This is a genomic window from Staphylococcus pasteuri, assembly GCF_003970495.1.
Lineage (GTDB): Bacteria > Bacillota > Bacilli > Staphylococcales > Staphylococcaceae > Staphylococcus > Staphylococcus pasteuri.
The window spans coordinates 16,376-40,425 of record NZ_RXWW01000053.1 but is presented as its reverse complement, the minus strand read 5'-3'; the positions used below and the strand labels follow the sequence as shown (position 1 = coordinate 40,425).

Here is a 24,050-nt window from a genome sequence, read left to right as displayed (position 1 = left end):
TTCTTTATTTATAATACTTCGTATTATCGGCTCGCTTTCTTAGGGGACAGCTTCAGCCTGTAGTCTTCAGCTTGTCCTGTTCCCTCAAGAGTCTCGCCATAAATACTAGGTATTTATATGTAATTTATAATAGAATACTCAAAATTGGGACTATAACGAAAGTAATCTATAGTCAAAGGAAAATAGATGAAGAACCATTTTTTGGATTAATGTAGTAGCTCAACGAGCTGAAAATAATCAAAATAACAATGAAAAAGGTAATTTCTATATTATTTCAATAGAAATTACCTTTTTTCATTTGTCCAAGAACTTTATGTCCCGGACCTTTTTTGCATTTTATAAACTGTTAATCAGAGTACGGTGTCATTACTTTAGTGCTTTATTACCAATATCGTTTCTATAGAATAAATTATCACTATTAATTTTTTCAACATTTTTATAGGCTTCTTGTTGTGCTTTAGCTAAATTGTCTCCTTGTCCTATAGCTAATATGACACGACCTCCTGAATTAACGTATTGATTATTTTCTTTTTTCAAGCCACTTACATAATAGTTCTGATTCAATTCGAATCCACTTACTTTATGCCCTTTTTCATAATGACCTGGGTAGCCTTTAGAGGCTAACATCACACCAACTACAGATTCATCTTTCCATTCTAAATGAATCTCGTCACCTTTATCTAGAGCGATGATATGATCCATCAAATCACTTTTCATACGTGTTAATAATACTTGTGCTTCTGGATCGCCAAATCTTGCATTAAATTCAATGACTTTTGCTCCATCTTCGTTAAGAATAGCTCCGATATATAACAAACCGAAGAAATGATAACCTTCTTCAGCCATTGCATTAGCAATAGGTTGAGCTATTTCATCATTCGTTCTTTTTAGTATATCTTGGTTAATATGTGGTACTGGACAATATGCACCCATACCACCCGTATTAGGTCCTTCGTCATTATCATATGCACGCTTATGATCTTGCGCAATACAATCAAAAGGTATAGCTCTTTTACCATTAACAAAGGTCATGACTGAGAACTCTTCACCTTCTAAGAACTCCTCAAATACTACTGTACCAGAGTCCTCACTAAACATTTGATTCACAGCTTCTTTAGCATCATTTCGATTGGTAGCTATAACTACCCCTTTACCAGCTGCTAAACCATCTTTTTTAATCACAATTGGTAAATCGCAATGATTAACATATGTTAATGCCTCGTCTTTATTATCAATTTCTCTATATTGAGCTGTTGGAATATGATATTTATCCATAATTCTCTTTGCAAAAGACTTAGATCCTTCTATTTGAGCAGCATCACTATTAGGCCCAAATACTTTAATTTGATATTCTCTTAATAAATCAGGCAGACCATCAATCAGTGGTTGTTCAGGCCCAATCACGACCCATTCAATTTGATGTTGAGTTACAAATTCTAAAATACCTTCATTATCATTTTCCTTAATATCTGTATGAATTTGTGCAACATTTACCATAGCTTCATTACCAGGTATAACATGCACCTGATCAACTAATGGAGATTGATTTAATTTATTTGCTAATACATGTTCACGACCACCAGCACCTATAACGAGTACGTTCATGAATTTACTCCCTTCATGTTTTAACTTTTAGTGTTTAAAATGACGCATACCTGTCATTACCATTGTAATTCCATATTTATTTGCCATATCTATCGACGCTTGATCTTTAATTGAACCACCAGGTTGAATAATTGCTTTAATGCCATTTTTAGCAGCTAATTCTACTGTATCGTCCATCGGGAAAAAGCCGTCAGATACTAAAGCTACATTCTCATTAATTTCTATTGCTCTTTCTAATGCAATTTTAGCTGATCCAACTCGGTTCATTTGGCCCGCACCAATACCTACTGTTTGTTTTTCATTACTTAAGATAACAGCATTACTTTTAACAGCACTTACAACTTTCCAACCTAATAACATTGCATTCCACTGCTTTTCTGTGGGTTGAACTTCAGTTGCAACCTTCATGTCTTCACGACTAACTTCGTAATTATCTTTATCCTGTACTAAATATCCACCAGATACTGATACAAATTCCTCTTCTCTACTATCAATCGTAGTATCTATTTCTAATAATCGAATATTTTTCTTTTGAGTCAAAATTTCTAGCGCTTCATCTGTAAATTTTGGTGCGATAACTACTTCTAAAAAGATTGAATGTAACGTTTGAGCTAATTCTGCCGTCACTGCACGATTTAGCGCAATAATACCACCGAATATCGATTGATTGTCTGCATCAAATGCATTTTGAAAAGCAAATTCTATAGATTTCCCAATTCCGACGCCACACGGATTCATATGTTTAACAGCTATTGTAGCTGGTTCTTCAAATTTCTTTACTAATGACAGTGCTGCATCTGCATCTTTAATATTGTTATAACTTAATTGCTTACAATGTAATTGTTTAGCACCTGCAATAGTATGTTTAGCATTAGATGTTCTTACAAAATAAGCTGATTGTTGTGGATTTTCTCCGTAACGTAATGTTTCTTTATTATCTTTGAAGAAATTAACAATTGCTTCATCATATTGAGTCGTATGTTCAAATACTTTAATCATTAGTGATCTACGGTATGCTTCATCCAATTGATTGTTTTTGATTCTACTAATCACTTCGTTATAGTCTGATGGATGAACAATTGTAGTGACATGTTTAAAATTCTTAGCTGCAGCTCTTAACATCGTCGGACCACCAATATCTATATTTTCGATTGCATCATCTTCCGATACATCAGGATTTTCGACTGTTTTTTGAAATGGATAAAGATTAACAACAACTAAATCTATAAGATCAATATGTTGCTCTTTTAATTGATCTAAATGTTCTTGTTTATCTCTATCAGCTAATATGCCTCCGTGAACTGCAGGATGTAATGTTTTAACGCGCCCATCCATGATTTCAGGAAATTGTGTGAGTTCTGTAACAGATTTCACATCAACTTGAGCTTCTTCTAAAATTTGTTTTGTACCACCTGTTGAATAAAGTTCATAGCCTAAAGAGTGTAATGATTTTGCAAATTCAACAATACCGCTTTTATTTGAAACACTTAAAATTGCTTTTTTCATTGTTTTGTAATACTCCTCTATTGAATGATTTTTGCAATAACGCTCGGATATAATTCGTATTCTAATTGTTTAACTCTTTCTTCCAAGTCTTCTTTAGTATCGTCCGTTTTAATATCACATTGTCTTTGTTCAATAATTTCTCCCGTGTCCATACCGCTATCAACATAATGTACTGTAGATCCTGTTACAATATCTCCACTACGATATGCCTGTCCTATTGCGTCAATCCCCTTAAATTTCGGCAATAATGAAGGATGGATATTTAAAATTTTATGTGGAAACGCATTTAATATATCTTGTCCTATTAATCTCATATAACCTGCTAATATTATCCATTGAACCCCTTCTTCGGATAATAATGTCAGTAAGTGTTTTTCATATTGTGATTTAGATTCAAAGTCTTTCGGTTCATTGATATGTACTTTGATACCTAATGCTTTCGCACGATCGATGCAGTATGCGTCATTATGGTCTGTATATAGTGCTGAAATTTCAATATGCGATAAATTTCCATTTTGTACTTGTCGTACTATATTTTCAAAATTGCTACCAGAACCAGAAGCAAAAATCGCTACTTTAATCACATTTATACCCCCTGAATGTGAATTGGTTTACGGTCATCTTTGATAATACGACCAATCTCATACGCATCTATATTTTGTTCTTTTAACACTTTTAAAGCCTGCTCTTTGTCATTTTCATTCACAATGACAGTGTAGCCAATACCCATGTTAAAAATGTTATACATTTCATTTGTACTTATATTTCCTTCTTTTTGCAACCAGTCAAAAATAGCTGGCGTTGGAAAAGCATGACTATCTATGTCCGCTGCAAGTCCTTCAGGTAATGATCGTGGAATATTTTCATAGAATCCACCACCTGTAATATGATTCATGGCTTTAATTGAGACATGTTTCTTCAATTCAAGAATCGGTTTAACATATAATTGAGTAGGAGCTAAAAACGTTTCTAAATAGGTACTATCTCCAAACGAATCGTTTAAATTAATACCTGACTTTTTGATTAATTGTCTAACAAGACTATAACCATTTGAGTGTATACCATTCGAAGCTAACCCGATGATGACTTGTCCAGGTTTGACTGCTGATCCATCAATATAATCTTCTTTTTCAACTGCACCAACAGCAAATCCAGCTAAATCATATTCACCTTCGTGATACATTTCGCCCATTTCAGCTGTTTCTCCACCTATTAATGCTGTATTGGTTTCTTCACATCCATCGCTGATACCTTTTACTATTTGTTCAATAATTTCAGGCACGACTTTATGTGTTGCAATATAATCTAAGAAGTATAGTGGTTCGGCACCCGTTGTTAAGATATCATTGACACACATTGCAACTGCATCTATTCCAATAGTGTCATGTTTGTCGTTGTCGATTGCTAATTTTAATTTGGTACCAACACCATCTGTACCCGATACGAGTACAGGTGCTTTCATATTAAGTTGGGACAAATCAAATGTTGCACCGAAACCACCCAATCCTCCAATAACTTCTTTACGCAATGTTCGTTTAACATGACTAGACATTCTTTCTACCGCTTCATAACCTGCGTGAATATCAACACCTGATTGTTCGTATGCTTTAGACATTTATATTTCCCTCACTATCAAAATAATGTTTATTTTTAGTAATATATTCTTTTTGGCGTTTACTTAAATGCTTTTTATAATTTTCTTCATAATCAAACAATCCTGCTGGATAATCTCCGGTGAAACTTTCTACACATAAGCCATGATATGGTGCATCATAATCTAAACCAATAGATTCAATTAATCCATCTACGCTAAGATAAGCAAGTGAATCAGCACCAATATACTCACAAATTTCTTCAGGTGATTTACTAGCTGATATAAGTTCAGCAGTTGTTGACACATCAATGCCATAAAAACTTGGAAACATGAATTCAGGAGAAGCAATTCTGACATGGACTTCATTTGCACCTGAATCTTTTAACATTTTGACAATTCGTTTAGATGTAGTACCTCGTACGATTGAGTCATCGACTAATATAATATTTTGACCATCTACGATATCTTTAACTGCAGATAATTTAACTCTTACACCTTGCTCACGTAATTGTTGGGTAGGTTGTATAAATGTACGAGCAACATATTGATTTTTTACAAGTCCCATTTCATATGGAAGTCCAATTTCTTCTGCATAACCAGTAGCTGCTGACAATGAAGAATTAGGTACACCAATAACCATATCTGCTTTTACAGGACTTTCTTGTGCTAAACGCTTACCAGATGCTTTACGAACGGCATGAACATTTTTTCCAGCAATAGTAGAATCTGGTCTTGCAAAATAAATATATTCCATAGCTGAAATAGCCGTATTAGTGTGTCGTGTATAAGATTTAACATGAACCCCTTCATCGTTAATAATGACGTATTCTCCTGCATGTATATCTTGAACAAATTCAGCACCAAGTACATCAATGGCACATGTTTCGCTAGCTATAATATAAGTATTATCCTGCATTTTCCCAACTACTAACGGTCTAATTGCATTAGGATCAACAGCCCCATACAATCCATCTTTCGTAAGGATAGCAAAAGTGAATCCACCCTTAATTTGACGTAAGCTTTCTTTAAGTGCTTCTTCGAATGTTGGTGCTTTACTTCTTCGTATTAAATGCATGATTACCTCTGTATCAGAAGAAGAATGGAATATCGCACCATGTTTTTCTAAATTTTGTCTTAAAGATTTAGCATTAATCAGATTACCGTTATGACATATCGCAACACTCATATCATAAAAGTGATATAAAAATGGTTGTATATTTTCAATGCCTTTATTTCCAGAAGTTGCATATCTGACGTGACCTATGGCGTGATTATAGTCTTTTAATCTAGCTAATTGATTATCTTTAATTGCTTCCGTTAGTAAGCCAAGACCTCTTTCACCAACTAATTTTTCGTGATTAGAAGCTACAATACCGGCTCCTTCTTGTCCTCTATGTTGTAAACTATGCAACCCCATATAAGTTAATTGTGCTGCATCAGGATGATTCCATATGCCAAAGACACCACATTCCTCATTTAATCCTGAGTAGTTAAACATTGGTGAATTGCTCCTTCCCAAACATGTTTAATATCCGTTACTTCTTTGGTAATCTTAGTTTGTTCATTTGATACGTTAAATTGATTTGTATGTGTTAACTGACCAATTTCAATAGCACCATCAATATTTAAAGATTGATTTGCTTTAACCGCTACAATATATCTACCTTGAGATTCACTAAATAATTGTGGATTAGATACATTTACATGAGCTTCAAGTCCTAAATCATAATAAGCACTCATTTTAGCTAATGTAATTAATAGGCCACCTTTACCTACTGTTTGCACATGTGATGCAATTCCATTTCTAATGGCTTCTTTAATGGCTTCTCCTTTTTCAACTTCTTTACTTAAATCGATAGATTCAAATTCGTGATTGACTGAACCATATATTAATTTTTCAAGTTGACTGCCACCAAAATCATTACGGGTTTCTCCAACTAAATAAAGTTTATCTCCAGCTTGAGGTTTAAAATCAGTTAAGTAATCAATATTTTCAATTAAACCAACCATACCTACTACAGGTGTTGGGAATATAGAGGTACCTCTAGTTTCGTTATAAAGAGAAACATTTCCTGATACAACTGGTGTATTTAATACGTCACATGCTTCTGCCATACCTTTAGTAGAATCAATTAATTGTTGATAAATTTCTTTTTTCTCTGGTGAACCATAATTCAAGCAATCTGTCATAGCTAATGGCGTCGCACCGACAGCAATTAAATTGCGATACGCTTCAGCAACCACCATTTTCCCGCCTTCATAAGGTTGATTGAATACATAGCGTGCTTCCCCGTCAATTGTTGAAGCAATGGCTTTATTCGTTCCTTCTACTCTAACAACTGAAGCTTGTAAACCTGGCTTAACAATCGTATTTGCACCGACTTGTTGATCGTATTGTTCATACAAATGTTTTTTTGAAGCAATTGTAGGATGATTTAATAATTGATTGAATGTAGATTCAACATCAATTTGACTGTAATCATTTTTAGAAGTGTTGTATTCCTTTTCTTCACCTTCAAGTACATAAACAGGAGCTTCATCAGATAATGGTTGAACAGGTATATCCGCAAACACTTCATCTTCATACGTTAATACAAAACGATCAGTGTCAGTTACTTCTCCAATAATTGCACTATCCAATTCATGTTTTTCAAATAAACCTAGGAATTTTTGTTCTGTTCCTTTTTCTACAACTAGTAACATTCTTTCTTGTGTTTCAGATAGCATCATTTCATATGGAGAAATACCTGGTTCTCTTGTGGGAACTTGATCCAATTTTAAATGAAGACCGCTTCCACCTTTAGCAGCCATTTCTGAAGATGATGAAGTTAATCCAGCTGCACCCATATCTTGTATACCAACTAATTCATCAAAAGTGATAGCTTCTAAAGTTGCTTCCATTAATTTTTTACCAACAAATGGATCGCCAATTTGTACAGATGGTCTTTTACTTTCACTTTCTTCTGTCAATTCTTCAGACGCAAATGTAGCACCGTGTATACCATCTCGTCCTGTTTTCAATCCTACATAAATAACAGAATTTCCTACACCTTTAGCTGTCCCTTTTTGCACCATGTCATGATCGATAATACCTACACACATCGCATTAACTAACGGGTTGCCATCATAGCGATCATCAAATTCAATTTCTCCGGCAGTCGTTGGTATCCCAATACAATTACCGTAACCACCAATACCACTAACGACACCTTTAAGTAACCTTTGATTTTGTTTATTTGATAATTCACCAAAACGTAAACTATTTAATAAATTAATTGGACGAGCGCCAATGGAAACAATGTCTCTGATGATGCCACCTACGCCAGTTGCTGCACCTTGATACGGCTCTATAGCAGATGGATGGTTATGAGATTCAACTTTAAATACTACTGCTTGTTTGTCACCAATATCTACAACCCCTGCACCTTCACCCGGTCCCATTAATACATGTTCACCTGATGTTAAGAATTGTTTTAAAAATGGCTTCGAATGTTTGTATGAGCAATGTTCACTCCACATAACTGAAAAGATACCTGTCTCAGTAAAATTAGGTTCTCTACCTAAAATCTCACAAACTTTATCATATTCTTTATCGCTTAATCCCATATCTTGGTATAACTTTTCTAACTTAATCTCTTCAATACTTGGTTCGATAAATTTAGACATTTTGTTCCCTCCAACTATTTACCATTGCTTCAAATAATTTGACGCCACTATCAGTACCTAATAATAATTCCATTGCTCTTTCTGGATGAGGCATCATACCACAAACATTTCCTGCTTTATTAACTATCCCTGCTATATCATCATATGACCCATTAGGATTATCAGTATATTTCAAAATAATCTGATTATTTTGGCTTAAATCCTTATAAATTTCTTCATTACAATAGTAATGTCCTTCTCCATGTGCCACAGGATAAACAACAATTTCGTCTTCGTTATATAAATTAGTGAAGGGTGTTTGATTATTAACTACACGTAGTGATTCATTTCTGCTAACAAACAAATGTGAATCATTATGAAGTAATGCACCAGGTAGTAAACCAATTTCAGTTAGAATTTGGAAACCATTACATACCCCGAGTACTGGTTTACCTTCATTTGCTAATCTTTTCACTTCATTGATGACTGGAGCTACACTTGCCATAGCACCTGATCTTAAATAATCTCCAAAAGAGAATCCACCAGGAATAAGTACACCATCGAACCCTTCTAAAGAGGTAGTTCTATAATCAACATATTCCGCTTCAACACCTGATTTAATTGCAGCATTATACATATCTCTATCACAGTTTGACCCTGGAAATACAAGAACAGCAAATTTCATGTTATGCATTCTCCTTTTCATCAATCACTTTATAGCTATATTCTTCAATAACTGTATTAGCAAATAATTTTTCACTTAATGTTGTAATAATGTTATCAACAGCCTCATCAGTTGCTTCATCGACAGTCATATATAATAACTTTCCTACTCGAATATCATTCACTTGGTTATAACCTAAATCATGAACAGCTCTGTTTAATGCTTGTCCTTGTGTATCTAATACCTGTGGTTGTAACGTTACGTGTAATTCAATAGTTTTCATTATTTTAAATCCTCCAATTTATTTAAAAATGATTGATATGTTTCAATTAGTGATCCAGTGTCATTTCGATATACATCTTTGTCAAAATTTGTATCAGAATATTTGTCCCATATTCTGCATGTATCTGGGGAAATTTCATCAGCTAATAAAATATTTCCAGTTTCTGTAATGCCAAATTCAATCTTGAAATCAATAAGTCTTAATTCCATTTCATTCATTAATTTAGATAATATTGTATTAATATCTAATGCCATTGATTTTAAAGTGTCGATTTGTTCGTTATTAGCAATATGCATTAATTTAATGTGATCCTCAGTGATAAGCGGATCATTTAAATCATCATTTTTATAGAAGAATTCGACTAATGGCTCATCAAAAACGTAACCTTTTTCAAAACCTAATCTTTTAGTAATTGAACCTGCTGCTATATTTCTAACTACGACTTCTAATGGAATAATTTTTACTGATTCTACAAGTTGCTCTGTTTCTGATAATTGTTTTATAAAATGACTTTTCAATCCATTTTCGTTTAAATAATTAAATATAATAGAAGTAATTTGATTGTTTAATTTCCCTTTGCCTAGCATCGCATCTTTTTTAGCACCATTACCGGCAGTGACCTCGTCTTTATATTCCACTCTTAATTCATTAGGTTTATCAGTAGAATAAATTCGTTTTGCTTTACCTTCATATAGTAATGACATTAACCTTCTCTCCCCTCAAAACGCTTTAACATATCTTTTTCAGTTTCATCGATATCATTAGTTAGTATTGTCATATGGCCCATTTTTCTATTTGGCTTACGTTCAGATTTACCGTATATATGTACATGCCATTCTGGATGTTCTCCAAATTCATGTTCTAATAAATCTAAATCTTTACCTAATAAATTCATCATTACTGCTGGTTTTAAAACTTCAATTTGCTGGGGTAATGATTGTCCAGTTACTGCTAATATATGTGTATCAAATTGTGAATAATCACATGCTTCAATAGAATAATGTCCTGAATTATGTGGTCTAGGTGCAATTTCATTAACATATAAGTGATTGTTTTCATCAATGAAAAATTCAACAGTAAAAGTGCCGACAAAGTGAACTACGTTAGTTATCTTCTCTACTTCTCTCTTTGCACTTTCAGTTTTATCAGATCTTGCTGGAACAATTGTTTTAAATAAAATTTGATTTCTATGTTCATTTTCTTGTAGTGGGAAATAAGTGATTTGTTGATGATTACCGATTGTAACAGTAAGTGAAACTTCTTTATCAATTTCCAGAAATTTCTCAGCTACACATTCTTGTTTCGATATGATAGTTTCTGCTTCTTCTAAATCTTCTTCTGTCTTAACCAATACTTGTCCTTTTCCATCATATCCACCAAAACGCGTTTTAACTATAAATGGATAACCTAATTCTGATACGGCATTTGATAAATCATCTTTATTTTTTATAGAGGTATAAGGAACAATTTGTGTGCCCGCTTGCTCCAAAGTTTGCTTTTCAGTTAATCTATCTTGAAGTAATTCAATCGCTTGATAACCTTGAGGAATATTATATTTATCTGTTAGCGATTTAAGTTGGTTAGCTGATATGTTCTCAAATTCATAAGTGATGACATCTGCACTATCTCCAAGTTGTTGTAACGCTTTTTCGTCATCATACTCAGCATGTATAAATTCATGGGCAACATATCTACATGGACAATCAATATTAGGATCTAAAACAATAACTTTATATCCCATTTTTTGTGCTGATTGTGCCATCATTTTACCTAGTTGGCCGCCTCCGATGATGCCAATAGTAGCGCCAAATGATAATTTATTGAAGTTCATTTTGCATTTCCTCCACTTTTTGTACGAGAGATTTTTCATAATTTTCCAAATTTTTACGAACTGAAGAATGACTAATACCGAGAATTCTCGCTGCTAATATACCTGCATTTTTAGCGCCAGATTTACCAATTGCTGTTGTCGCTACTGGAATTCCACCAGGCATTTGAACGATTGATAATAGTGAATCTAAGCCCTTTAAACTTTTCGATTCTATAGGTACGCCTATAACTGGCAATGTAGTCATTGAAGCAACCATACCTGGTAGATGTGCTGCTCCACCTGCACCAGCAATAATTAAGTCGTAGCCGTCATTAACAGCATGACTTGCAAAATCTACCATTAAATGTGGCGTACGATGTGCTGAAACTACTTTCTTTTCATACGGAATTCCAAATTCTTCAAGCATATTGCAACTTTCTTTCATAATTTCCCAATCGGAAGAACTACCCATAATGACTGCAACTTTCACAATGTACACCCTTTCAAAACTTTGGATTTATTTGTCTTTAAGTTGTATATTACAGATATAGCATAACAATCATTATATGCTTTTTTCAATCAAAAATCGAACTTTGATTGAAAATTTTAATTAAATTTACGTCTTTTAGCTATTAAATGACGTATTATTAATGTTAAAGTTAAGTTATTAAATTATTAGGAGGAGATATTGTGGTAGCAAAGCTATTAGATGGTAAACAAATCGCAAAAGATTATAGACAAGGATTAAAAGAACAAGTGGAAGAGCTTAAAACAAAAGGTTATACACCAAAATTGTCTGTAATAATAGTTGGTAATGACGGTGCCAGCCTAAGCTATGTGAAATCAAAAAAGAAAGCCGCTGAAAAGATTGGTATGATTTCTGAAATTATTCATTTAGATGAAGATACATCTGAACAAGACGTGTTATCTGAATTAGAACGTTTGAATAATGTTGATTCTGTCAGTGGCATTCTTGTTCAAGTCCCTCTTCCAGAGCAGGTAAGTGAACAAAAAGTATTAGAAGCTATTAATCCTGAAAAAGACGTAGACGGTTTCCACCCTAGTAATATTGGTAAGTTATATATTGATGAACAAACATTTGTACCATGTACACCACTTGGTATTATGGAAATTTTAAAACATGCAGATATTGATATTGAAGGCAAAAATGCAGTAGTAATCGGTAGAAGTCATATCGTTGGTCAACCTGTTTCTAAACTGTTATTACAACAAAATGCTACAGTGACTATTTTGCATTCTAGATCAAAAGATATGGCAAGTTTTGTTAAAGATGCAGATATTGTCGTAAGTGCAGTTGGTAAACCTGAATTAGTAACAAAAGATATGGTTAAAGAAGGTGCTGTCATCATCGATGTAGGTAATACACCTGATGAAAATGGAAAATTAAAAGGCGATGTCGATTTTGAAGAAGTTAAAGAAGTTGCTGGCGCTATTACTCCAGTTCCAGGAGGCGTTGGTCCATTAACAATCACTATGGTATTAAACAACACTTTATTAGCAGAAAAAATGCGCCGTGGTATTAAATAAGTTTTGACTTTTAACATATAAATAAAAGCCGAAGAAAATGTTTCTTCGGCTTTTTTAATGTTTTGTTTTTATTAATATTTTATACTTGGAAACTTAATTTAGGGATAAATGTTTCATAGTGGATTTTATTTGTGTCTATATCAAGTTCTTTTATAGATTTAATAATTGATTGAATGAATGATTTACCACCACATACATATATTTCTGTATTTTCATCGATCCATTCTTTTAAATCTTCGCTACCAATATATCCATTTTTAGTTTTATCATGTAGCATATATGTTGCATTGTCACTGCCATTAGCAATTGTTTTTAGTACAGAAGAGAATGGCGCATCATTAATATCATTTGTAACTTGTACAAAACGAGTAGTGCTATCATTATTAACTACTTCATTAAACATAGATACTAGTGGTGTTACACCAATTCCTGAACCTAAGAATAATTGTTTATTGTCTTTTTCAACTACGTGGAACGGACCAACTGGTGCAGATAAATTGATGTCGTCGCCTTCTTTAAATTCGTCATGTAATATAGTAGAAACTTCACCTTCATGTTCAGTAGTTACATCACGTTTAACTGCAAATGTTAAATAATTTTCGTCACCTTTAACTATTGAATAGTGTCTTTTTGCTCTATATGGCATTTTTTCACTACCTACATCAACAGTAATATATTGACCAGGTACAAATTGGCTTAAATCATAGTCTTTTGAAGATACTGTAAATGCTTTAATATCAGAAGAAACTTCTTCAATTGTTTCAACTTTAAATGGTTGGAATCCATCCCATAACATTTCTGCATAAATATCTTTTTCAACTGAAATAAACACATCTGCAATTTCTTGATATGCTTTTTTCCATGTTTTGATAATTTCATGATCATCATCTAAACCAACAACTTGTTTAATTGCTTCGATCAAATTTTCACCAACAATATCATATCCAGCTGGTGGTACTTGTAAGCCACAGTGTTTATAGGCAATTCCTTTAACTACAGGTAAAATAGCTCCAAGATTATCTATATTTACAGCTGCTGCTAATACAGATTGAGCTAATGCAGTAGATTGTAATCCTGTTTTTTGGTTTGTTTGGTTAAACATATTTCTTAATTCTGGATGTTGATTTAACATACGACCATAAAATTTCGAAGTAATTTCTGTACCTTTATCCTGCAATACAGGCACCGTTTCTTTGACGACTTCTTTTTCTCTTTCACTTAACATAATTTCCACTCCCACTAATCTAGAATTAAAATTAATTCAATTTGCATATTCATTCTAATCCTATGTTAATTGTATATGCAATATAATGTAGAAATGTTCACATATCGTTCAATTTACAAAAGCTTAATTAAATTTTTTCTTATTATATGTTTTAAATAATTAATCAATCAGGTATATTAAGACTATAGTATGATGTATTATTCTGAAAATTAAGGTATATTATAAATAAATCATAGTCGACTAATATTCGGAGGTTACTTTATGAACAAACTAATACAGTCATTATCAGCTATCGGAGTATCTGCTACTTTAGTCACACCGAATTTAAATGCCGAAGCTACAACTAATTCTGAACCTCAACTTAGAGGTGTTAATGATATGATTATTGAACAAGGCGAAGATTATAATTTATTAAAAGGAATTAGTGCTTATGACAAAGAAGATGGCGATTTAACTCATAAAATTAAAGTCGATGGCGATATTGATACTAATAAACCTGGTACATATAAAGTTAAATACAAAGTTACTGATTCAGATGGAGCACAAAATACAACAGTTAGAAATATCAAAGTTAAATAACAAGATACTTAAGTTGAGATTATTTCTCAACTTTTTTTATTTTTCTGAATTATTGCTTTTTTAGACTAAAAACGCTTTTATTTATTGTATTTTCACAAATTTGTCCTTTTTCACAAAATGTACACATAATTTTAACAAATCTTACAATCCCCGTCATATCTCAAACTTTTTAAAATTTTTGGCTTATATTAATAATTTTTTTCTTCTAGGTACTTGTAAATATTGTGTAATAACTTAAAATTAGTGGTAAGCCCTACATTTGTAGTATTAGGAGGTCAAAAAAAGTGTCAAAATTTAAGTCTTTGCTTCTAATGGTCGGAACCCTAATTTTACTTAGTGGTTGTTCGAACATTGAAGTTTTTAATGCAAAAGGGCCAGTAGCAAGTAGTCAGAAGTTCTTGATCATCTATTCAATTATCTTCATGCTTGTTATTGTTGTCGTTGTTCTTTCCATGTTTGCATTCTTCATCTTTAAATACAGTTATAGTAAGAATGATGAATCTGGTAAGATGCACCACAATTCTTTAATTGAAACAATTTGGTTTGTGGTACCTATCATTATCGTTATTGCTTTAGCAATTCCAACTGTTAAAACATTATACGATTATGAAAAACCACCAGAGAAAGACAAGGACCCACTTGTGGTTTACGCAGTAAGCGCTGGTTACAAATGGTTCTTTGCCTACCCAGATCAACACATCGAAACTGTTAATACGTTAACAATTCCAAAAGATCGTCCAGTAGTATTCAAGTTACAATCTATGGATACTATGACAAGTTTCTGGATTCCACAATTAGGTGGTCAGAAATATGCCATGACTGGTATGACTATGAATTGGACATTAACAGCAGATCAAACAGGTACTTTCAGAGGTAGAAACTCTAACTTTAATGGTGAAGGTTTCTCACGTCAAACATTTGATGTAAACTCTGTAAGCCAAAGTGATTTCAACAAATGGGTGAAAAAAGCTCAAAGTAAGAAAACGTTAGATCAAGATACATTTGATAAACAAATCTTACCAAGCACACCTAACAAAGAATTAACGTTTAATGGTACGCATATGGCGTTCGTAGATCCTGCAGCTGATCCTGAGTATATCTTCTACGCATACAAACGTTACAATTACGTTCAAAAAGATCCTAACTTCGTTGATGAAAAAGATCTTTATAAAGACGTAAAAGATAAACCAGTCAAACCAGCTCGTAAGGTTACAATTTCAAATGCTAACTATAAACGTCACGGTATGACACCAATGATTCTTGGCAACAATGAAAAATACGACAATGAATTCAAGAAGAAAGAAAAACACAATTCTAAGGAAATGGAAAAAATTTCCAAAGAAGCTAAAGACGGTAATGCGTCTAAAAACAAAGAAAATGATGATCATGGAGGTGGACATTAATGAATTTTCCATGGGATCAATTACTAGTTAAAGGTAACTGGATGATTACGATGGCACAAATCGGTGCACCATTCTTAGTTATCGGCCTTATCGCAGTAATTACTTATTTCAAATTATGGAAATATCTTTATAGAGAATGGTTCACATCCGTAGACCATAAAAAAATCGGTGTTATGTATTTAATCTGTGCCGTATTAATGTTCGTCCGTGGTGGTATTGATGCGTTAATGCTTCGTACTCAATTAACTGTTCCAGATAACACATTCTTAGAATCTAACCACTACAATGAAGTATTTAGTACACACGGCGTTATCATGATTATTTTCATGGCTATGCCTTTCATCTTTGGTTTATGGAATATTGTTGTTCCATTACAAATCGGTGCACGTGATGTTGCCTTCCCTGTAATGAACAACGTAAGTTTCTGGCTATTCTTTGCTGGTATGATTTTATTCAACCTATCATTTATCGTAGGTGGATCTCCAGCTGCTGGTTGGACAAACTATGCACCACTTGCTGGTGAATTTAGTCCTGGACCAGGTGTCAACTACTATCTAGTTGCTATCCAAATTTCCGGTTTAGGTACGTTAATGACCGGTATTAACTTCTTTGTAACGATTTTAAGATGTAAAACACCTACAATGAAGTTTATGCAAATGCCAATGTTTACTGTAACTACATTCATCACTACATTAATCGTTATCTTAGCCTTCCCTGTTCTTACAGTGGCTTTAGCGTTAATGACAGTCGATAGAATATTCGGAACAGCGTTCTTTACAGTAGCTGATGGCGGTATGCCTATGTTATGGGCTAACTTCTTCTGGGTATGGGGGCACCCTGAAGTATATATCGTTATCTTACCTGCATTTGGTATTTACTCTGAAATTATTCCAACATTTGCGCGTAAACGCTTGTTCGGACATCAAAGCATGGTCTGGGCAACTGCTGGTATCGCGTTCTTAAGTTTCTTAGTTTGGGTTCACCATTTCTTCACAATGGGTAATGGTGCTTTAATTAACTCATTCTTCTCAATTTCTACAATGTTAATCGGTGTACCAACCGGAGTTAAGCTATTCAACTGGCTATTAACATTGTATAAAGGTAGAATTACTTTCGAGTCACCTATGTTATTCTCATTAGCATTTATCCCTAACTTCCTATTAGGTGGGGTTACAGGTGTAATGCTTGCGATGGCATCAGCTGACTATCAATATCACAACACTTATTTCTTAGTAGCTCACTTCCACTATACATTGGTTACTGGTGTAGTATTTGCCTGCTTAGCTGGTTTAATATTCTGGTATCCAAAAATGATGGGCTACAAATTAAACGAAACGTTAAACAAATGGTGCTTCTGGTTCTTCATGATCGGATTTAACGTTTGTTTCTTACCACAATTCATTCTTGGATTAGATGGTATGCCACGTCGTTTATACACTTATATGCCTTCTGATGGTTGGTTCTTATTAAATGTTATCTCAACTATCGGTGCTTTATTAATGGCAATTGGTTTCTTATTCTTAGTGGTAAGCATTGTTTACAGTCACATTAAAGCACCACGTGAAGCTACAGGCGATAACTGGGATGGACTTGGTCGTACTTTAGAGTGGACTACTGCATCAGCAATTCCACCTAAATACAACTTTGCTATCACTCCAGATTGGAATGACTATGACACATTCGTAGATATGAAGGAACATGGTCGTCATTATTTAGACAACCATAATTACAAAGATATTCACATGCCAAACGACACACCAGTTGGTTTCTGGATGGGAATATTCTTTACAATCGGTGGTTTCTTCTTAATCTTTGAAACAATCATTCCAGCCGCTATCTGTTTAGCAGGTATCTTCGGTACAATGATTTGGAGAAGTTTCCAAATTGACCATGGTTACCATATCCCTGCTTCTGAAGTAGCTGAAACTGAAGCACGTTTAAGAGAAGCACGTATTAAAGAAAGGGAGGCTGTAAGTCATGAGTCATGATACTAATACAATTGATTCACGTACGCATGAAGGCGAATTAAATAAACTTGGCTTTTGGATTTTCCTTACAGCCGAATTCGCGTTATTCGGTACCCTATTCGCAACGTTATTAACTTTGCAACATGGTGGCGATTACGCTGGCAAGATGACTACAGAGTTATTTGAATTACCTTTAGTTTTAATAATGACATTCGCGTTATTATTAAGTTCATATACATGTGGTATTGCAATCTACTACATGCGTAAAGAAAAACAAAACTTAATGATGTTTTGGATGATTCTTACTGTACTACTAGGGCTTGTATTCGTAGGATTTGAAATCTACGAATTCGCACATTATGTTTCTGAAGGTGTCAACCCTACTATCGGTTCCTTCTGGTCTAGTTTCTTTATTCTATTAGGAACACACGGTTGTCACGTTTCAGTTGGTATTGTTTGGATTATTTGCTTATTAATTCAAATTGGAACTCGTGGTTTGGATTCATATAATGCTCCAAAATTATTTATAGTAAGTTTATACTGGCACTTCTTAGATGTTGTTTGGATCTTCATCTTCACTGCCGTATATATGATAGGGATGGTGTATAGCGGATGAATACAATCGTAAAACATACAGTCGGATTTATTGCTTCTATCGTATTGACGCTTTTAGCAGTTTTCGTAACACTATACACATCAATGAGTTTCCATGCTAAAGTAACAATTATTTTTGGATTCGCATTTATCCAAGCTGCACTTCAATTATTAATGTTCATGCATTTAACTGAAGGTAAAGATGGACGTGTCCAAATGTTTAAAGTTATCTTTGCAATTATCATAACTCTAATTACTGTTATCGGTACTTATTGGGTTATGCAAGGTGGTCACTCACACCACTTATAAAAAGTATAAAGTTCATACTTTTAGACCTACTAGCATTGCTAGTAGGTCTTTTTTACGTCAAAATAGAACTAATGATAAATGAGAGGAGTTGGTATCAGTGGTCATACCTATTATTATAGATACTGATCCAGGTATTGATGATGCAGCTGCCATCAGCTTGGCATTGAGTCATCCTAATATAGAAGTTAAAATGATTTCTACTGTTAATGGAAATGTGAATGTTGATAAAACAACGAACAATGCACTTAAATTAGTTCATTTTTTCGATAGTAAAGTCCCAGTTTATAAAGGTACAGCTCGTCCTTTAATTTCCGATCCTGTTGATGCAGCCGAAGTACATGGCGAGTCAGGAATGGACGGCTATGATTTTGAATCATTTGAAAATCATCATATTCCACAAACAAATTCAATAGAAGCAATCAAAGATGAAATTATGAAGAGTTCTTATCCAATAACTATTGTTGCTATTGGACCATTAACAAATATTGCATTACTTTTAGCTACTTATCCTGAAGTAAAATCGAATATCAAACAAATTGTTATTATGGGTGGTAGTAGCGGTAGAGGCAATGTCACACCTTTAGCAGAATTTAATATATATTGTGATCCAGAAGCAGCAAACATTGTTTTTAATGCACAAATACCAGTTGTGATGATTGGATTAGATTTAGCAAGAAAAGCTATGTTCTCACATGATTTTATAAAAGAAATTAAACAAGTTAATCAAACAGGAAATATGTTATATCATTTATTACAACATTACAGAACTGAAAATGTTCACGAAGGTATAAAGTTATATGATGTATTTACAATTTTATATTTAATTAATCCAGATATATTTAACGTTTATGATGCCAATGTACAGATTGAGCTTCATGGTTTATTAACTAAGGGTGCCACTGTTGTTGATTTTGAGTCGCTAGAACCAAATTGTAAGGTAGTACATTCCCCTATTTCAACACACTATCAAGATTTATTTTTAAACGCCCTTTCATATTGTAAATAAAAATAGAACGCACATATTTAGTGTCTCAACAGACAATATATGTGCGTTCAGTTGTTTAATTTATTATTATTTTACTTTAACACCAGGAACGTTATATTCCTTTTTTTGATGAAGCATATTATAGAAAATATGTTTCATTTTGTTTTCATTCGCTTTTTCATTTTCTGTAATTAAATTACTTGCTAAAACAACAGTATATTTATCATTATAGTAAACAGTAAATATTTGTCCGAAGAACACGCCATTAATCCTATTCATTGTAGGAGTAACGTAGAAACCATATCTATATTCAATTGGATATTCTTTAGTACCAAATTCATGTAAAAATGGATTAGCTGTATCTGCATTAAATATCTTATACTGTTGCAGTGCATTGACTAATTTGCCCATATCATATGGAGCCATATATAAATTACCAGCGCCATAATATTGGTTTAATATTTTAGGATGCATCAAAGAAAATTTATTATGAGTCAATTTGTATCCATTTGCCATATTTTTACGATATAATTTTTCATCAAAGAAAGCTGTATGTTGTAATTGATATGGATTACCTAATCTATTGTAATAATTGGCAACATAAGGCTTATTTGTAACCTGCTCGATAACTTTCGCAAGCACTAAATAATTCCCATCATTGTAATGATCTTTATGGTAATAATTTTCATCTATACCTCTTTGTTGAATTGTTTTGACTGCTTGATCTAAATTTTTAATATTTGTTGATGCTTTATATTTGTATAACCCACTTCGATGTAACATCAAATCTTTTAATGTGATTTCTTTACTTGTTTTAAACCAAGGTAAATATTTGGTTACTGGATCATTGATATTCACTTTATTTTCTAATTCAAGTTGTTTTAACATTAATCCAGTAGTGAATTTTTGTGATGAACCGATAAGATACATTGTATTAGCTGTATTCTTTTTACCAGATTCAAAGTTTTGAAAGCCATAACCTTTATTCAACTTAATCTTACCATTTTCAAATATAGCAGCAGTACCATTAAAATTTGTATCTTTTAAATAGTTATCAATTTCTTTATATATAGGTTTTTTCTTATTAACAACGGTTTTTAGCTTTTTAGGTGCTTTCTCATGTTTATCTTTTTTAATAATATATGTAGCATTATCATTTTTTTGGAAGTACCGACTATCCATGTGCAGATATTCGTTCCATTTTTTTCCAAAAATTATCATTAATATGATTAGTATAATTAACACAATGATGAAAAACACAATCTTAATCTTGTTTAGTTTCATTTCGAAATTTGCCTCACATAATAATATCAATATTTTTCTTAGAAATATAAACATTAGATATCAAGGTCTTACTTTTATATCCATAATACTCGCTGAAAAATATATCTATTTGTCTTTTATTTTGTCTTGAACGTATCTATCAATTTAATTTCTATTACCTTACTTTAAATTTAATCCTCCCTTTTTTTATTAATTACCTCTATAAAGATCTTAAAAAATTATAAAGCTATTGTGATTACTACGATGTTACTCAATAAATATGATATGCATAATTATAAATCATTTTATGCATAAAATCACTTTAATTATATAGTTCACCTTTAACAGAAAGATTACATAGTACTTTAGTACCATAAATAATAATATCTTAAAAAATTTTATGAAACTGACAACACAGTATTTTAACGCCAGTCAATTTAATAAAAATGGAAATGAATTGTTTAGATAAGATCATAATAGCAAATAGTTTCAACATAAATTAGCATAAGTATAAATATGCATAATAATAATTGTTAAATTTGAATTGTTATATTGGTTATTAAAGTGTCACAATAAATGTAATCAAATACTCACATTTCTTACCATCAATCATTTATACTATAAGATATAAATAAAATTTTAGAATTCAATACTATTTATTGATATATGAGTTGTAATTTTTACTATAAAGTAATACAATTTAGGGCTATAGTGTGAAAAATTATAGACAACAATACGAAGAAACTACATAAATTTTAATCATATATTTAAAAATAAGTTAATAATGTTTAGGAGCAACAAATATGAATAAATTCTTTAAATACTTTTTAATTCTACTGACTTTCGCTCTTATTGCTATTCCTGTTGTTTTTGCTAGTAACCTATTCAAATCTTCAGAAAAAGCGTTTGAATCTTCTCAAGATAAAAGTAACGCAGATCGTCAATCAAATCTAAGAAGTTCAAAGGTCAACCCTGAAAAAGATCCAATTTCTATATTATTTTTAGGAATTGATGATAATGAAGGACGAGAAAAAAACGGACAAAGCTTGGAACATTCAAGATCTGACGCGATGATTTTATCTACTTTTAATCAAAAAAAACATCAAATTAGAATGTTGAGTATCCCACGTGATACGATAAGTTACATTCCTAAAGTAGGTTATTATGACAAAATCACTCATGCCCATGCATACGGTGGCCCAATTGCTGCAATGGATTCCGTTGAAGCAACAATGAATGTACCAGTTGATTACTATGCTCGTGTTAATATGAAAGCATTCGTTGAAGCTGTCGATGAACTTGGTGGCATTTACTATGATGTTCCATATAATTTAAACGAACCAAATAGTGATGATACAGGTAGAATTAAAATTAAAAAAGGCTATCAAAAATTAAATGGTGATGAAGCATTAGCAGTTGCTAGAACGCGCCACCATGACTCAGACTTAAAACGTGGACAACGTCAAATGGACTTAATTAAAATATTATTCAAAAAAGCACAAACACTTGATTCATTTGATAAATTAGATGAAGTTATTAATATTGTAGGTAAAAATGCTAAGCATAATTTAACTAAATCTGAGATTAAATCATTATCTAGAATGTACCTATCTGACAGTGTTAAAATGAAAAAATCACAACTAGAAGGTGATGATGATATGTTAGATGGCGTTTATTATTACAATCCTAGCATTAGTAGTATCCAGAAATATTCAAACATCTTGCGTACTGATTTAGGATTATCTAAAATTACTGATAAAGATGATTTCTTAAATCAAAGAGTTATTGATCATTATGGCTCTCTAGTACCATTAACTGAACTAGATGATTCTCTTTTAAGAAAAGGTCAAAATGATACAACTGATGACAAAAAAGATAAAGATAATGATGATAGCAGTAATGACAATAATAATGATGATCAACAAAACAGTGGAACTAACAATCAAACTCAAAACAATCAACAAACGGATAATCAAAACAACGGTATGAACACGCAACAAGATAATACCGTTAATAATCAAAATTACCAACAACAACAACAAGATACTACTGCTTATTAATTTTAATATATTATTTAATGAGAGGAGCTGCTTAAATGTCACGAAAAACGTATGAAAAAATTGCTAATATAAATGGTATGTTTAACGTTTTAGAACAACAAATTATTCATAGTAAAGATATGGCTTTATTTAGAAATGAATTCTTTTATGTAAATCATGAACATAGAGAAAACTACGAGGCTTTACTCATTTATTATAAAGAAAGTGCAAATAATCCTGTTGTAGATGGAGCGTGTTATATTGTAGCCCTACCAGAAATATTTAATAAAGTAGATATTTTTGAATCTGATTTACCATTTACTTGGGTATATGATGAAAATGGTATTACTGAAGAAATGAAAAGTATTAGCGTACCGTTACAATATTTAATTGCTGCTGCACTTGAAGTAACTGATGTAAATCTATTTAAACCATCTGGTTATACAATGGGAATGAATAATTGGAATATCGCTCAAATGAGAATTTTTTGGCAATACACTGCAATTATAAGAAAAGAAGCATTATAAAATATTAAATATCACTTAAGGAAGAAGTCATCAAATAACCAGGCTTCTTCCTTTTTTATAATAAAGGAGACTAAATATGTTCTATAAAGTTACGAATAAAGAAATGTTAGAAGCGTGTTTTGAAATTAGAAAAGAAGTGTTTGTTAAAGAGCAAAATGTGCCAGAAGATCATGAAATTGATGAATATGATGAGAATGCAATTCATGTCATTGGCTATGACAATGATAACCACCCTATTGCAACAGCACGAATACGCTTATTGAATGAAACTACTGGAAAAGTCGAACGCGTAGCAATTTTAAAAGATTATAGAGGTCGAGGCTTAGGATTAAAATTATTGAATTTTGTTGAACAAACAGCTAATGAAAATCAATTAACATTTTTAACAATGAATGCTCAACACTACGCAATCCCCTTTTATGAAAAATTAGGTTACAACGTTTTAGGCGAACCATTTGATGAAGAAAATATTAAGCATATCGTTATGGAAAAACATTTGTAACA

Annotated in this window: 23 protein-coding genes and 1 pseudogene; 11 read left to right on the top strand and 13 right to left on the bottom strand. The window is 32.4% G+C overall.

Annotated features, from left to right (window positions below):
• Window positions 1–155 precede the first annotated feature (155 nt).
• Window positions 156–403, top strand: a pseudogene (locus tag CD121_RS07845) (hypothetical protein); the annotation flags it as partial.
• On the opposite strand, the gene purD reads toward CD121_RS07845, so the two are convergent.
• From purD to purE, 11 genes are read right to left on the bottom strand one after another with little or no spacing between them, the layout of a single operon-like run.
• The gene (gene purD / locus CD121_RS07840) at window positions 367–1,605 is read right to left on the bottom strand and encodes a phosphoribosylamine--glycine ligase (protein ID WP_126567835.1); all 1,239 of its coding nucleotides are present in this window, start codon (window positions 1,603–1,605) and stop codon (window positions 367–369) included. The pseudogene CD121_RS07845 and the gene purD sit on opposite strands and share 37 nt — an antisense overlap.
• A 27-nt stretch (window positions 1,606–1,632) precedes the next feature.
• A complete protein-coding gene (purH, locus tag CD121_RS07835; protein WP_126567833.1) occupies window positions 1,633–3,111 on the bottom strand; it encodes a bifunctional phosphoribosylaminoimidazolecarboxamide formyltransferase/IMP cyclohydrolase in 1,479 nt (492 codons plus the stop codon).
• Window positions 3,112–3,128: 17 nt separating this feature from the next.
• On the bottom strand, window positions 3,129–3,695 hold the full coding sequence (gene purN, locus CD121_RS07830; protein ID WP_017637042.1) for a phosphoribosylglycinamide formyltransferase: 567 nt from the start codon (window positions 3,693–3,695) through the stop codon (window positions 3,129–3,131).
• A gap of 2 nt (window positions 3,696–3,697) precedes the next feature.
• Window positions 3,698–4,726 (bottom strand): phosphoribosylformylglycinamidine cyclo-ligase, encoded by a 1,029-nt coding sequence (gene purM, locus CD121_RS07825; protein ID WP_126567831.1) that lies wholly within the window; start codon window positions 4,724–4,726, stop codon window positions 3,698–3,700.
• Entirely contained in the window at window positions 4,719–6,203 is a 1,485-nt protein-coding gene (purF, locus tag CD121_RS07820; RefSeq protein WP_017637040.1) for an amidophosphoribosyltransferase, read from the bottom strand. Before purF ends, purM begins: the two co-directional genes overlap by 8 nt.
• Complete coding sequence (gene purL / locus CD121_RS07815; protein ID WP_126567829.1) at window positions 6,182–8,371, bottom strand: phosphoribosylformylglycinamidine synthase subunit PurL; 2,190 nt, start codon at window positions 8,369–8,371, stop codon at window positions 6,182–6,184. The genes purF and purL overlap by 22 nt, the downstream gene beginning before the upstream one ends.
• Entirely contained in the window at window positions 8,364–9,035 is a 672-nt protein-coding gene (purQ, locus tag CD121_RS07810) for a phosphoribosylformylglycinamidine synthase I (protein WP_017637038.1), read from the bottom strand. The genes purL and purQ overlap by 8 nt, the downstream gene beginning before the upstream one ends.
• A 1-nt stretch (window position 9,036) precedes the next feature.
• Window positions 9,037–9,297 (bottom strand): phosphoribosylformylglycinamidine synthase subunit PurS, encoded by a 261-nt coding sequence (gene purS / locus CD121_RS07805; protein WP_017637037.1) that lies wholly within the window; start codon window positions 9,295–9,297, stop codon window positions 9,037–9,039.
• Window positions 9,297–10,001, bottom strand: a complete 705-nt coding sequence (purC, locus tag CD121_RS07800; protein ID WP_126567826.1) for a phosphoribosylaminoimidazolesuccinocarboxamide synthase — start codon at window positions 9,999–10,001, stop codon at window positions 9,297–9,299. The genes purS and purC overlap by 1 nt, the downstream gene beginning before the upstream one ends.
• Window positions 10,001–11,128 (bottom strand): 5-(carboxyamino)imidazole ribonucleotide synthase, encoded by a 1,128-nt coding sequence (purK, locus tag CD121_RS07795; protein ID WP_017637035.1) that lies wholly within the window; start codon window positions 11,126–11,128, stop codon window positions 10,001–10,003. The genes purC and purK overlap by 1 nt, the downstream gene beginning before the upstream one ends.
• Window positions 11,115–11,597 (bottom strand): 5-(carboxyamino)imidazole ribonucleotide mutase, encoded by a 483-nt coding sequence (purE, locus tag CD121_RS07790; RefSeq protein ID WP_017637034.1) that lies wholly within the window; start codon window positions 11,595–11,597, stop codon window positions 11,115–11,117. The genes purK and purE overlap by 14 nt, the downstream gene beginning before the upstream one ends.
• Before the next feature lie 200 nt (window positions 11,598–11,797).
• Between purE and folD the strand changes: the two genes are divergently transcribed.
• Entirely contained in the window at window positions 11,798–12,655 is an 858-nt protein-coding gene (gene folD / locus CD121_RS07785) for a bifunctional methylenetetrahydrofolate dehydrogenase/methenyltetrahydrofolate cyclohydrolase FolD (RefSeq protein ID WP_126567824.1), read from the top strand.
• A 79-nt stretch (window positions 12,656–12,734) separates the two neighbouring features.
• Here the strand turns inward: folD and CD121_RS07780 are convergent, their stop codons facing one another.
• Window positions 12,735–13,880, bottom strand: coding sequence for a globin domain-containing protein (locus CD121_RS07780; RefSeq protein ID WP_017637032.1), 1,146 nt, complete (start codon window positions 13,878–13,880; stop codon window positions 12,735–12,737).
• A gap of 261 nt (window positions 13,881–14,141) precedes the next feature.
• On the opposite strand from CD121_RS07780, the gene CD121_RS07775 reads away from it, so the two are divergent.
• The 6 genes from CD121_RS07775 (at window position 14,142) to rihC (ending at window position 19,738) form a co-directional block, all read left to right on the top strand.
• Window positions 14,142–14,459 (top strand): DUF5011 domain-containing protein, encoded by a 318-nt coding sequence (locus CD121_RS07775; protein ID WP_029055545.1) that lies wholly within the window; start codon window positions 14,142–14,144, stop codon window positions 14,457–14,459.
• Between the two features lie 284 nt (window positions 14,460–14,743).
• Complete coding sequence (gene qoxA, locus CD121_RS07770; RefSeq protein WP_017637030.1) at window positions 14,744–15,862, top strand: cytochrome aa3 quinol oxidase subunit II; 1,119 nt, start codon at window positions 14,744–14,746, stop codon at window positions 15,860–15,862.
• Entirely contained in the window at window positions 15,862–17,850 is a 1,989-nt protein-coding gene (qoxB, locus tag CD121_RS07765) for a cytochrome aa3 quinol oxidase subunit I (RefSeq protein ID WP_017637029.1), read from the top strand. The genes qoxA and qoxB overlap by 1 nt, the downstream gene beginning before the upstream one ends.
• Window positions 17,840–18,445 carry a cytochrome aa3 quinol oxidase subunit III gene (gene qoxC, locus CD121_RS07760; RefSeq protein WP_017637028.1) on the top strand — a complete coding sequence of 202 codons (606 nt, stop codon included), beginning with the start codon at window positions 17,840–17,842 and terminating at the stop codon, window positions 18,443–18,445. The genes qoxB and qoxC overlap by 11 nt, the downstream gene beginning before the upstream one ends.
• Window positions 18,442–18,732 carry a cytochrome aa3 quinol oxidase subunit IV gene (qoxD, locus tag CD121_RS07755; RefSeq protein ID WP_017637027.1) on the top strand — a complete coding sequence of 97 codons (291 nt, stop codon included), beginning with the start codon at window positions 18,442–18,444 and terminating at the stop codon, window positions 18,730–18,732. The genes qoxC and qoxD overlap by 4 nt, the downstream gene beginning before the upstream one ends.
• Window positions 18,733–18,829: 97 nt before the next feature.
• A complete protein-coding gene (gene rihC, locus CD121_RS07750) occupies window positions 18,830–19,738 on the top strand; it encodes a ribonucleoside hydrolase RihC (RefSeq protein ID WP_017637026.1) in 909 nt (302 codons plus the stop codon).
• A 66-nt stretch (window positions 19,739–19,804) separates the two neighbouring features.
• On the opposite strand, the gene CD121_RS07745 is transcribed toward rihC, so the two are convergent.
• Window positions 19,805–21,001 carry a serine hydrolase domain-containing protein gene (locus tag CD121_RS07745; RefSeq protein ID WP_126567821.1) on the bottom strand — a complete coding sequence of 399 codons (1,197 nt, stop codon included), beginning with the start codon at window positions 20,999–21,001 and terminating at the stop codon, window positions 19,805–19,807.
• A gap of 782 nt (window positions 21,002–21,783) precedes the next feature.
• Between CD121_RS07745 and CD121_RS07740 the strand changes: the two genes are divergently transcribed.
• The 3 genes from CD121_RS07740 (at window position 21,784) to CD121_RS07730 (ending at window position 24,048) form a co-directional block, all read left to right on the top strand.
• The gene (locus tag CD121_RS07740; protein WP_126567818.1) at window positions 21,784–23,040 is read left to right on the top strand and encodes an LCP family protein; all 1,257 of its coding nucleotides are present in this window, start codon (window positions 21,784–21,786) and stop codon (window positions 23,038–23,040) included.
• Between the two features lie 35 nt (window positions 23,041–23,075).
• A complete protein-coding gene (locus CD121_RS07735) occupies window positions 23,076–23,546 on the top strand; it encodes a DUF2538 family protein (RefSeq protein ID WP_017638081.1) in 471 nt (156 codons plus the stop codon).
• Window positions 23,547–23,622: 76 nt separating this feature from the next.
• The gene (locus tag CD121_RS07730) at window positions 23,623–24,048 is read left to right on the top strand and encodes a GNAT family N-acetyltransferase (protein ID WP_070452210.1); all 426 of its coding nucleotides are present in this window, start codon (window positions 23,623–23,625) and stop codon (window positions 24,046–24,048) included.
• Window positions 24,049–24,050: the final 2 nt, after the last annotated feature.